The 12,106-nt window shown below is 59.1% G+C and carries 11 protein-coding genes and 1 pseudogene; 8 read left to right on the top strand and 4 right to left on the bottom strand.

Annotated features, from left to right (window positions below; translation table 11 throughout):
- Positions 1–515, top strand: a pseudogene (locus tag GSQ79_RS28695) (IS3 family transposase); the annotation flags it as partial.
- A 31-nt stretch (positions 516–546) separates the two neighbouring features.
- On the opposite strand, the gene GSQ79_RS28860 reads toward GSQ79_RS28695, so the two are convergent.
- Positions 547–768 carry a hypothetical protein gene (locus tag GSQ79_RS28860; protein WP_174243289.1) on the bottom strand — a complete coding sequence of 74 codons (222 nt, stop codon included), beginning with the start codon at positions 766–768 and terminating at the stop codon, positions 547–549.
- A gap of 333 nt (positions 769–1,101) precedes the next feature.
- Entirely contained in the window at positions 1,102–1,833 is a 732-nt protein-coding gene (locus GSQ79_RS28700) for a TetR/AcrR family transcriptional regulator (RefSeq protein ID WP_158812142.1), read from the bottom strand.
- Positions 1,834–2,079: 246 nt separating this feature from the next.
- On the opposite strand from GSQ79_RS28700, the gene GSQ79_RS28705 reads away from it, so the two are divergent.
- From GSQ79_RS28705 to GSQ79_RS28735, 7 genes are all read left to right on the top strand, one after another.
- The gene (locus GSQ79_RS28705; protein WP_158812143.1) at positions 2,080–3,132 is read left to right on the top strand and encodes an ABC transporter permease; all 1,053 of its coding nucleotides are present in this window, start codon (positions 2,080–2,082) and stop codon (positions 3,130–3,132) included.
- A gap of 40 nt (positions 3,133–3,172) precedes the next feature.
- The gene (locus GSQ79_RS28710; RefSeq protein ID WP_158812144.1) at positions 3,173–4,231 is read left to right on the top strand and encodes a sugar ABC transporter substrate-binding protein; all 1,059 of its coding nucleotides are present in this window, start codon (positions 3,173–3,175) and stop codon (positions 4,229–4,231) included.
- A 107-nt stretch (positions 4,232–4,338) separates the two neighbouring features.
- Positions 4,339–5,778: a sugar ABC transporter ATP-binding protein gene (locus GSQ79_RS28715; protein WP_158812145.1), complete on the top strand. Its 1,440-nt coding sequence runs from the start codon at positions 4,339–4,341 to the stop codon at positions 5,776–5,778.
- A gap of 50 nt (positions 5,779–5,828) precedes the next feature.
- Complete coding sequence (locus GSQ79_RS28720) at positions 5,829–7,232, top strand: RidA family protein (RefSeq protein ID WP_158812146.1); 1,404 nt, start codon at positions 5,829–5,831, stop codon at positions 7,230–7,232.
- 44 nt (positions 7,233–7,276) lie between these two features.
- Positions 7,277–8,500 carry an MFS transporter gene (locus GSQ79_RS28725; protein ID WP_158812147.1) on the top strand — a complete coding sequence of 408 codons (1,224 nt, stop codon included), beginning with the start codon at positions 7,277–7,279 and terminating at the stop codon, positions 8,498–8,500.
- A 185-nt stretch (positions 8,501–8,685) separates the two neighbouring features.
- Positions 8,686–10,107 carry a carbohydrate porin gene (locus GSQ79_RS28730; protein ID WP_158812148.1) on the top strand — a complete coding sequence of 474 codons (1,422 nt, stop codon included), beginning with the start codon at positions 8,686–8,688 and terminating at the stop codon, positions 10,105–10,107.
- 333 nt (positions 10,108–10,440) lie between these two features.
- Positions 10,441–11,211 carry a helix-turn-helix domain-containing protein gene (locus GSQ79_RS28735; protein ID WP_158812149.1) on the top strand — a complete coding sequence of 257 codons (771 nt, stop codon included), beginning with the start codon at positions 10,441–10,443 and terminating at the stop codon, positions 11,209–11,211.
- 320 nt (positions 11,212–11,531) lie between these two features.
- On the opposite strand, the gene GSQ79_RS29220 is transcribed toward GSQ79_RS28735, so the two are convergent.
- Both GSQ79_RS29220 and GSQ79_RS28865 read right to left on the bottom strand, forming a co-directional pair.
- A complete protein-coding gene (locus tag GSQ79_RS29220; RefSeq protein ID WP_210253252.1) occupies positions 11,532–11,702 on the bottom strand; it encodes a transposase in 171 nt (56 codons plus the stop codon).
- Positions 11,703–11,711: 9 nt separating this feature from the next.
- Positions 11,712–12,106, bottom strand: a 395-nt coding sequence (locus GSQ79_RS28865) for a transposase (protein WP_210253253.1), incomplete at its 5' end; no start/stop codon positions are given.

A 12,106-nucleotide genomic window follows, 5' to 3' on the forward strand; every position in this document is an offset into this window, starting at 1 on the left:
CGAGGCCGTCCGCTCGATCGCGGTGACGGAGGTCACCTACTATCGATGGCGTCAGGAGTATGGCGGCCTGAAGGGCGACCAGGTGAAGCGGCTGAAGGATCTCGAAGCTGAGAACACCCGGCTGCGACGTGCGGTGTCGGATCTGACGCTTGAGAAGCTGATCCTGAAAGAGGCCGCCTCGGGAACTTCTGAGCCCCGCCCGTCGTCGCGCTTGCATCGATAAGGTCGTCGCCAAGCATGGCGTCTCGGAGCGGTTTGCATGCCGGGTTCTCGGCCAGCATCGCTCCACGCAACGCAAGATCCCGAAGACCCGTGACGACGAGGCGGCACTCACCGCCGACATCGTCGCGCTTGCCCTCCAATACGGCCGCTACGGCTATCGTCGCATCACGGCGATGCTGCGTCGTACCGGTTGGATGGTGAACCGCAAGCGGGTCGCACGGATCTGGCGACGGGAGGGGCTGAAGGTGCCGCAGAAGCAGCCGAAGAAGGGCCGGCTTTGGCTCAACGACGGATTGGCCGGCCCACTCAGTGGGGACCGGCCAATCAGTCCTGCGGGTCCTTATGATCGATATGTCGTGCACGCGCCGGATCATCCTTAAAGTCTGACAAAGCTGAATCGCAGAGGCGGTCCAACTCATCATCGCTGACCATCAGTTTCACGACCGCGTCTCTCGATAGCCCCGTGGCTCGCATCACGTTCTCGAACATCATCTCTTGGCGAGCGTTGTCAGACGCCGTCGCCGGCGATCGGTTGGTATCAGTCATCAGGGTAAGCCCCGGTGGAATGGCCAAGCTAGAAAGCCCCTGGGAGTGCCATCGTTCCGTAACGTAATCTTGCGGTGTAAAGCCCGCTGAACACACAAATCGTCACTCGATGAACCTACTTCGCGCCGCAGCTCGCTCCCTCAGCGCGCGTGCTGTTACCCGCGCCGGCCTCGGGTGATTCACGGGCGCACAGGAGGCGCAGCGAGCGCGTTTAAAGCCGAGATCGGGGAAAGGGTTCTGCGCCTTTCGACTCGTTAAATTGGAGCCGCCCTGTAACGCCAAGAACCATGAAGGTCCCACGATGTCGACGTTGAGGGCGCGAACCAGACACTTCTATAAGCGCTGACTCAGGTCGCTCTCAATTGCATCAGCGAAGGATGCGACTCTCGATCCCAAAATCGGTGGTGCGTTGTTCAAGGCAGGGGCACGAAATAGTGCTGCAAAGCTGGTAACTAGAGCGTCCAAAGCTCGACGCGTATCGGCAGGCGAACAGAGTCCTTCCGACAAACCCTGCAATTGGCCAGAATCAGACATCGTGTGGATCATAGCTCCGACGAGGAAATGGAAGCGCCAGTGCAGGTCCTCTCGATTTAGCTCCGGCAGTAGCCGGGTAAAAGCATCGAGAAACAATTTGTCATTCGCGTCGAAAGCGCCGCTGACAATCTTACGGGTGATCTCGCCTTGCTCGACCGCGAGGCGGGCGCGCAGACGATTGAAGACCTCGTTACGATCGCCTCGGGTCACTTCTAGTGCTGGACGTAGAAAAGCATCGATGACTGCCTCTAACGAGGGCATGCGCTCGGCGAGGGCCGTTTCGAGCAAGATTGCTCGTGCCTCAGTCAAGCCGCGAGAATTACGGGTGAAGACCTCCTCCAGCACCGCGTGCTTAGAGCCGAAATAGTAATGGATTGCAGAAAGGCTAACGCCAGCTGCGTTAGAAAGCTCTCGAAAACTGACACCATCGAGGCCGGCTTCCGCGAACAGGCCTTCCGCGGCGATCAAGATGCGCTCCCTTGCCGAACCGCGCGGGAAGCGCTTCGTCTTTACCTTCGGTACCAAACCCACTTTTCCCTCCGTTTTGCCGTACTGTTTCCTTGCATGTCGCTACCACGCTGCCGATGACGCTAGCCTTTTCACTAACAACCAATATGCACATAAGGCGAGCAGAACGCGACAGAACCAGCAGTTTTTGCGGGCACCGTGAGCATATATTATCCAATTAGAGCCCTGAAGGGAAATGCTATTTGACATTTAGGACGAACGTTCTTTCTAATTGCTTTCAGCGCCGCTCTTGGTGCCGAGACCGCATCGATGTCGTCCGACACCTCCGCCGCTCCTGCCCCTTCAAGAACGCACGGCGTTCCCCTGAAGAAGCCTAGCTTAATCGACAGCGTGGTTCGTGCTTGGTCGACCGAGCTTCAGATCCTGGTGGGGATTGTGGTGCTTGCCCTGGCCTTCGCCTGGATGTTCCCTGACAGTTTCTCGACGTCCGGTACGATGATGAACATGGCCCGAGTCGCCGGCATCCTTCTGGTCGTATCCATCGGACAGTCTTTCGTTTTGATCGTCGGAGGTTTCGACATATCCGTTGGTGCCACGATGGGCCTCGTCAGCATTGTCGTATCGCTGCTGTTGGTTGGTGGGACACCTATCGGCGCGGCGTTGCCCATCGGCTTAGCCGTGGGAGCGATCGTCGGCTTCGTTAATGGCATCGGTGTCGCGTTCTTGCGAATCACGCCCTTTGTTATGACGCTGGGCATGTTGACCTTCGCTAAAGGGCTCGCAGACGAGCTCGGCGACGGGGGTACCATCACCCGGCTGCCGAGTGCCCTAGCCTATTTTGGACGCAGGAACTGGGGCGTCCTCCCTAGTTCTGGCTGCATTGCCGCCATTGTGCTCGCTGTCGCATGGTTCGTGCTCCAACGATGTCGCGCTGGCCTTTACCTTTTCGCCATCGGCGGCAGCCGTGAGACGACACGTGTCGCGGGTGTACGGGTCGCCGCCTACGAGATCATCGCGTACACAATCTGCGGCCTACTCGCCGGCCTTGGCGGTATCATGCTGACTTCGCGCGTTTCGGTTGGCCAGGGCAGCTTAGGTCAAGGGTACGAGCTTCTCTCCATCGCAACCGCCGTTATCGGCGGCGTGGCGATCGGCGGCGGCGTTGGCAGGCTAACCGGCGTCCTGCTCGGTGTGCTGCTCATAACCATTCTGACAACTGGCCTGGATATCGCCGGCGTCAATCCTTTCATCCAGCAGATGATTACGGGAATCGTCCTGATTATCGCTGTGGTGGTGTCTCAAGCGCCTCGGCTGTCGCTGCGCGGGATTGCCAGCCTCCTTCGCAATCCCGCGCACCGCTGATGCGTCACCTTTCTTTTCTTCGTCGCACCTGGAGTTTCTAGTGATCATCGAAAAGGCCGTCTGGGGTGCGCTCACCTCAAGCTTTATCGCGCTCTACGTCGCAAGCCCCGCGCTGGCCGAGGATCTCGGCCTTACCAAAGCGGAGCATACACCCCTCGCATGCGATCAGACCATCTCAGTCAAAACGCTGTCGACCTTTGACGCGCCGAAAGCGAAGAAGCGCTACAAGATCGAGCTCTCGATCCCGTCCTTCGCCAACCCCTACATCCAAGCGGTGGTCTATGGCGCGCAGAAGGCCGCCGCCGATGCGGGTGTCACCCTGACATTTGATGCCGGGCAAGGCTTCATGGACCCGGCCTCACAGATCACGCAGCTCGAGAACGCGCTGACGCGCCATCCCGATGCCGTCCTGATCAATCCCGCTGACCCAGACGCCCTCAGTGCCTCGATCGACGAGGCGATCGCCGACGGCACGATGGTCATGGATCTCGGCACGCTGTCGAACAGCACGAAATCATTCAAACTGGTGCAGGACGATTACGGCCAGGGCGTCATGGCCGCAGACGCGCTCGCCAAGCTACTACCGCGGGGAGGCGCCGGCATTTTGATGGGCGGCCCAGCTAACGCCAGTTGGGCGCGGCGCCGGGTAGCCGGCTTCATCGACGAGATAAAGAAATACCCGTCGCTGAAGATTAGCGCGATGACCAGTGAGGACATCAAACCGGAAGAAGGGCTGCGTAAGTTTGCAAATGCCGCGCAGGCGCATCCCGGCATCGACTGGATCTATTCCGCCGGTTGGTTCCTGCTGCCGCCGACATCGATTCCATCCGAGTACCGCAAGGCGGTCTATGTTGCGGGCGGTTTCGCCAGCGTGACGTCCGACGCGTTGAAGGATGGTAGTGCGGCGGCAATCCTCCCAGACTTTCCAGTCGGCGTCGGTTATTCCGGTGTCGCGCTCGCGGTTGCCAAACTCAATGGTGATAAGGTTGCGCAGCATATCTGCGCCCCCGTCGCCGCGATCACGAAAGCCGATCTTGCCGACCCGATCTGGGAAAAGACCAGCAACACCGCGTCCGGTTGGGTTCCCCCCACCAAATGATCGCGCTTACAGGCACCCTCGGTCCTGCAACTTCAGAGGCGCAACCCTGCGTCCTCGAAGCTTGCGGCATCTCGAAATCGTTCCCCGGTGTGCAAGCGCTAGACGCAGTGGATCTGCGCCTCGAAGCGGGCGCGATACACGCACTGCTCGGAGAAAACGGTGCCGGTAAATCGACTCTGATCAAGATCCTGACCGGAATTCAGCGCGCAGAGGCCGGTCACTTCAGGGCCAATGGGCTGCCGGTCGAGATCGGAAGCCCGGCCTCGGCGGCCCGGCACGGGATCGTACTGGTGCCGCAGGACATTCTCGTCGTTCCGAAATTGTCTATCGGGCGCAACATCCTGCTCGGCTTTGAGGGAGGGCTGTCTCAACGCGGTCGCCTCAGCGTCGACGAACGCACAAAGATCGAGGCGGCCCTCGCGATCGTTGGCGCGGCCTTCGATCCAGAGACCCCAGCGTCGCGCCTCGGCGTTCCGCACCTGCGGCTGGCGCAAATCGCTCGCGCCCTCATCCGAAAAAGCGACGTCCTTGTGCTCGACGAGCCGACCGCCGTGCTGTCAGAGCCTGACGCCAACCATCTTCTGGAACGCCTTGAGCATTTGCGCGACTCCGGTAACTCCATTCTCTACGTGACGCATCGTTTGAGCGAAGTCATGCGCCTCGCCGATCGGATCACCGTACTGCGCGACGGACGCGTCGTCGGCACCTACGAACGCGGTGAGGTCGACAGGGCCGAAATCATGCGCGTGATGGCGAAGGACGTGCCGCGTCCCGCGGCGGCTCACGCCATACCGGCCGCCGCCGTGATGTCTGATGCTGCGCCACGTCTTCGTGTCGAGAACCTCTCGAGTTCGTTTCGGTTTGCCGACGTAAGCCTGGTCGTTCGTCCTGGCACCATCGTCGGTATAGCGGGCGTACAGGGGTCTGGCCACGGGCAGCTTATCCGGGCGATCGCAGGCGTTGACAAGGCGGACACTGGCCGTATCGTCCTAGACGACGTCGAACTTGCTCACGGCGCCGTCGCCAACGCAGTCTCGCGCGGGATGATGATCGTCCCGGCCGACCGCCGCGGCGCCGCAATCGTTGCCAAACGCTCGCTCCGCGAGAACCTGGCGTTAAGCGGCCGCATCCGGCACGCGGCGCGACGTTTCGGTCTGCGTTGGCCAGGCCGCGAGCGCGCGATGATGGCCGGACACATGCGAACGTTCGACATAAGGGCGGTGTCGTCCGAAACACGCATCGGCACGCTGAGCGGCGGTAATCAGCAGAAGGTTGCCCTCGCACGTGTGTTCGAAAGCAACGCACGTGCGTTGCTGGTCGAAGAACCGACGCAGGGCATCGATGTCCGCGCAAAGGCGGAGATCCATGCCTTGTTGCGGAAGCTCGCCCGCGAGCGCGATTGCGCGGTGCTGATTGCGACCTCTGAATTCGAGGAACTCATCGGCCTGGCCGACGAGATCCACGTAATGCGCTCCGGCCGTATCGTTGCGACCATGACGGGTGCCGAGGCTAACTACCACAAGATCCTCGAGAACGCGCTGCCTTAATGGCAGTACCGATTATTTCTCGACCGGTCACAATAGGGAACGAGGCCATTATGTCGATTGCAGCGAAGGACGAAAAGGCGCCGGTCGCAATTTGGCCGGAAGGAACGCCGAAGCCGTTGATGCCGTATTCACCGGCGGTCAAAGCAGGCGGCTGGCTTTTTCTGTCCGGCCACTTGGCGAGCGACTACAAGGCTGGCGGTCTCGCAACAGAAGCCACGCCAAAGAATCCGAACCTTGAGAATGAGTTGGCGCTTCAATCGCGCTACATTCTCGAGAATATGGCTGAGACTGCGAAGGCCGGCGGATGCGACATCGCAAAGGATACAGTGCGTATCTGGCAATGGCTCGTGTCGGAGTACCCAACGAACGAGGAGTTCGCTTCAGGGAATACTTGGCCGCGCATCGAGAGCATTACTCCCTATCTTGACACGCGCAATACCTTCATCAAAGAGCCGCGTCCGGCTTCGACCGCGCTCGGTATGCGAACGCTGCTCGTCAAGGGCACGAAGATCGAAATCGATCTCATTTGCATCGACGATGAAAACGAGAGCATCGGCTATCCCGTGCCGCCTGGTGTCCCAAGCCCACTCGCTGGCTATTCACCGGCGCTGCGCCGTGGCGACTGGATCTTCCTCGCCGGTGATACACCGGCCGATTGGAAGGGCGATTACGGCAGCGACATACATATGGGCGAAGTCGGCGGCGTGTCGCCAGAAGCACGCTTGAACCCCTACTTCTGGTACGGTTCGGCGATTGAGCGGCACACCGATTTCACCTTGATGAAGCTCGCCAAGATCGCTGAGGCTGCCGGCAGTTCGCTAGCGCGCGCGGTGAAGGCCGATGTCTACATCGGGGATCCCGGCGACTACACCGGCATGGACAAGGTATGGAAACGCTGGTTCCCGGACAACCCGCCAGCCCGCTGCGTCATCCCTTATATGGGGATTGGCGGCGGCAAGGGTGCGTTAATCGAGATCGCGCTGACGCTGCTCGCAAACGACTCCGAACTGGAAATCGAGACGATCGCGACTCCTAACGCGCCGGCACCCTTCAGTCATGAGCCGCAAGCGATAAAGGCCGGAAACTTCCTGTTCCTTAGCCAACAGATGGCATGCGACGAGAATGGCTTGCTACCACCAGGGATGTCGCGCAACCCGGCCTATCCATTCTATGGCCAGCCCGCCCGCGACCAGATGCGCTTCATGCTGAAGAACGTCGCGGCGATCTGCGAGGCCGCCGGCACGACGCTCGAAAACGTCGTGCGACGCGTCTGCTTTCATGATGATGGCCAGTGGTTTGCCCAATCGATCGAGGAATGGGCGGCGCATTTCCCAGACGTAAAGCCAGCCTCAACGACGATGGTCCTTGAGGGTCCTCTTGTGGTTCAGGGTGCGCATACGTTGCTAGACCTCATCGCTTACGTGCCTGCCCCCGCTCGCAAGGCGAAGGCCTGACGATGCGCGGCAGCCAACCACAGCACTCAGCGACGAGCGCACCGATGCTGCCGCGTCTCATCTACCTCTTGGCGGGGGCCGGCGCCCTGTCGGCCGCCAACCTGTATTATTCGCAACCGCTGCTGCCCAGCATCGCCGAGAGTCTGCACATCTCGCTCAGCGAAGTTGCCCTTCTGCCGGCGCTGACGCAGATCGGCTTCGCTATTGGCATCGTCGCCTTGCTGCCCTTGGCAGATCTGCTCGAACGGCGGCGCCTGGTCGCCGTCATCTTGGCGTGTTTGTCTATGGCCCTGTTCGTCCATGCCACCGCGCCGAACAAGCCCGTTCTCTTCGCTGCCGCGTTCATGATGGGCATCACTGGCGTCGTACCGCAACTGCTGACGCCATTCGCCGCGATCATCGCGCCGAGGCATATGGCCGGCCGTGCGGTGGGCCTCGTGCTATCCGGTGTTCTGATCGGCGTCCTTGTATCGAAACTCGTCGCTGGAAGCGTCACGGCAACAATCGGCTGGCGCGCGCTGTATATAGGAGCTGCATTTGTAACGTTAGGCCTCGCGGCGTTCATGCGCTTTCAGCTGCCCTTGAGTCGGCCCGACACATCGCTGCGCTACAACGATCTTTTACGTTCTACGCTGGTTCTTGCACGCGAGGAGCCAGACTTACGCAAGCATGCCGTCTATGGTGGTCTTACCTTCGCCGCGTTCATGACGTTCTGGTCGACCTACGCGATCTTCCTGCATGAAAGCTTCGGCTACGGGCCCGCCGCTGCAGGACTGTTCGGCATCGCTGGGCTTGCCGGCAGCGCTGCCGCCTCGCAGGCCGGCATTCAAGTTGACAGGGGCCGCTTTTCCGCGGTCTGTCTTGCCGCGGGCACCCTCATCATCGCCGGCTTCCTAATTCTGTTTTTGGCTCAACAGTCCATCATTGGGCTGATCGCCGGTGTCGTCCTGCTGGATGCCGGAGCTGGTCTAAGTCACGCCGCTAATCAGACGTCCGCCTTCACCCTGCGTCCTAAGGCGCGTGGCCGCATAAACAGCATCTACATGGCGGGCTATTTTCTAGGCGGCGCCGCCGGTACGGCTTGCGCAGCAACAATCTATGCGCAATGGGGCTGGAGCGCCGTCTGCTGGTTCGGCGTCGCATTGGGGGCCGCTATTTTGTTGATAGAGCTCGGTACCATGCATCGCTCAGCAGCAGGACGACAGGCACGACATCCCGCTTTGAACCACCCAGCAGGTAAGGTCGACGTCTTTCGAAACTCTTCTTAAGACAGCGCGTCTATTCTGCAACTGGCCTCACTAGAATGTGCAGATAGGCTAAGTGCGGAGCCTTGACTACAGCTTAGACTTCTCGCCAGGCGATAAAGAAGAAGTAATCAGTTGTCTAAGCGAAGTATTGGATACAGCGTGGTCTGCGATCGGGGTTTGATCGTGATGAAATCGGGGGTACACGAATGATCGACTGCAGGCCGAAGACTGACGACGTAAACCGACCGCGCGCCTATCTCAGCGTCAGCCTGCTGCTGCTCTTGTCGACCACTGCAGCGCTGCCGAGCAGCGAGGCTACGGCGGCCGATATGCAAGCGGCGACGCCCCCGTTGCCGCCGACCTTCACCGCCACCGACGGGTTCGCTCCATTAAAAAGCATCGGCACGGCTTTGGTGGCTGACGGCATCTATCCGCACGCTTTCGTAACAACGGAGTTCTCCGCTAACCCGGCTGGCGGCCGTACGCAGGGCGCCGACATCACCTACCAACTCTATGCCGGGTTTGACATTGATCTTGAAAAGCTAGCTGGCATCAAGGGCGCAGGACTTCACATAAACTTCTCGGACCGTGCAGGACGTGCGCTCGAGAACGATCATCTCGGTTCCTCGTTCGGAACCCAGGAGGTTTTTGGTGGCCAGGTGGCGAGACTTGCCGAGCTGACTTGGGACCAAGCGCTTTTTGATGATCGCGTTGAAGTCCGCGCAGGTCGTTTCACCGAGCTTTCTGGATCTGTGTTCGGAGCGGATGTCCCTGCATACTGCACCTTTGTCGGAGATCACATCTGTGGCGCTCCTTACATTCACGGCTACGATTCGAGCGATCCCGTCTTTCCCGCGGCCACATGGGGCGGCTACACGCAGCTGAACATCACCAAGCAGATTTACGCCCGAGTCGGTTTGAGCGAAGAAGACCGCGCCCAAGCCGAGAACGGCTTCGATCTTTCTGGCAGCAAGGCAACAGGCGTCTTCATCCCAACCGAGGTCGGTTACCGCACGACCGGAGCGTTCCCGGTTTGGTATCGCGTCACCTTCGCACATAGCACGAGTTTCTATTCCGACCCCTTCTTCGATGCTAATGGTAAGTCCGCCCTGGCCACTGGAAATGCGCCGAGGAAGGACCGTGGACGTGATCAGATCTTGGCTGCTGTCGATCAGAAGATCTGGAATCCCGACAATGACCCGACACGTGGAATTACCGCGATAGCCGGTGCCGACTTCGGTTTGCAATCGTCGCTGGATATAGGACGGCAACTCTTTATCGGTTTTGTCGATAATGGACCGTTTAAGTCACGGCCCAATGATACCGTAAGCTTTCTGGTGAACGATCTGCATATGGGCAGCAATCTGACAAACTACTTGAATCAAGCAGGTTTCGCGATGGGAGCTCGTCAAACAGTCAATACCGACCAGATCTCGCTCGAGTTGAACTATGGTTATGATCTCGGCCACGGCGTTCAAATCAAGCCGAATCTTCAATACGGTCTACACCCGGTACAACTTTTCGCTGCATCGACGACTCGGGTGCCGGACTATTTCGCGCTTGGTGTCGAACTGAATATGGATCTTGATGTTATGACCGGCATTCCAGAACGATTTTACAGCCACTAACGGCAACGAAATGAAGGACGTTGAAATATGAGGATCTCACAAGTCGCGATCGCTGCAGCGTCATCGGCGACTATGCTATTTATGAACTCTGCTTCGAGCATCGCGGCGGACGGTATAAACGAGCCCCGTACGGAGCAAGTCAAAACGACGCCCACTACGAAGCCTGTAGATCCGCACGAGAAAAAACGTGACGTCAACGGTGTCGGCGAGCCCGGAGCAGGCTCGCTTAAGGCTCGTGTCAATCAACCGGCAGGCGGTAAATGAACCTCCGTCCGCGTCCAGTTGTCGGTTTTTACCGATGGATGGGTCCACAACGAACCTCGGCAATATGGTATGGAAAAGGACGGCAGTATCCGGTCAATCAGCCGTGGCTTGACCATACTGAAGCTCATAAACAGCAATACCATGCTCACGATGGCCGATATAGCTAGGATATCGGCCATCCCGTACCCGACCGCATGCCGCATTGTAGAAACGTTGATAGACGAAGGTATGGTGCAGCGCGAAGCCCCTCGTAAGGTCTACCGGCCAACGCCGCTCGTGAAACTGCTTAGCTCAGGATACCGTAGGGCGGACCAACTCGCCGACGCGGCACAAAGGCCGATTGCTGAGCTCACCCGAAGGATTCTTTGGCCCGTGTCGGTATGCACAAGGGTAGGCGGCGACATGATGGTCCAGGCTTCGAGCAATCGCTTGTCGCCGAAAGCAGTGGATTACTGCAGCCCTGGACAAATTACACCCATTCTCGAATCTTCCAGTGGCCTGGTCTTTCTGGCATTCTGCGAGGAAGATGAGCGAAATGCGGTACTTCGCCTTCATGATAGTTTGAGTACCTACTCAGTCTCGGGGCAAGGATTTTTGAAGGCCTTAAGTGATATTCGCGAGCGCGGCTTCAGTTTCGCGGAGCGCTTCAAGCAAGGGGTTTCGAGCTCCGTTCTGTCATCGCTATCCGCGCCTATCATGCGAGATGGCTATTGTGAAGCTTCAGCAACAGTCACCTTTTTCGCGTCCGCGTTGACGATGAATGATGCCACCGGGCTTCTCTTGGAAGATCTTTTTCAAACAGCGAAGCTCATCGAGCGCGAGCTTCACGCCACTCGTTGAGGATCAGAGGTAGTATGGCTTTAGCGATATCGCAATCTCAAACGTGCGCTGGACCGAAAAGCCTCCGTAAGACGCTTCTGTTCCGCTTTTCAGTGAAATGCGAAGGAAAGCGGTGATCAATTGACATCAACCATGTGGCAGGCCTCAGGGTGCAGCAACTGCTTGATAAAGTCCCGGCGATGTCCGAAACTTCGGTGGCCGCCTTGAGCAATGCGACGAGTCCTATAAAAACGTGCGGCATGCCCTTCCAGACGTGGACTGCGACGTTGCCGCGCGCCGCCTGCATTTGCTCGGCGTAGCGTAAGAGCCCGACTCGAAATTTACGCCTGAGCGGTCTGCTGCCTCGCGAGCCTTCGCATGAGGAGGAACGCCAGGGCCATTTGCAACCACGCGAGTGCGGACTCGATGGTCGCCTCGAAATCCTTCGACAGCCGACGCGCGCGGTTGATCCAGCCGAGCGTGCGCTCGACGACCCAGCGCTTTGGCAGCACGATGAACCCCTAAATTTGCGTGTCGGTTCGCTTGACGACAGTGATGGAAATCCTGCTCGCCTCGAAGGCGGCGCGTTGCGCTTCATCGCCCTGATAACCGCCATCAACAAAAGACATCTTCACCCACGGGCTCTTTCGATGCACGGCTTTGAGCAGCGGCGCGAGCGCGGCGCGATCCTGCACGCTGGCCGCGGTGATCTGACATTCGATGGGCAGACCGAGTGTATCGACCACGAGATGGCGCTTGCGGCCCTTGATCTTCTTGCCCGCGTCGAAACCACGAGGACCGCCGGCTTCCGTGGTCTTGACCGATTGGCTATCAACGACAACGGCGGTCGGCGCGGCCTCTCGGCCTTCCGCCTCGCGAGCATTCATCACGAGGACATCAACGATCTGCGCCCACA

The sequence above is a fragment of the Beijerinckia sp. L45 genome (assembly GCF_009765775.1).
Classification (GTDB): Bacteria; Pseudomonadota; Alphaproteobacteria; order Rhizobiales; family Beijerinckiaceae; genus RH-AL1.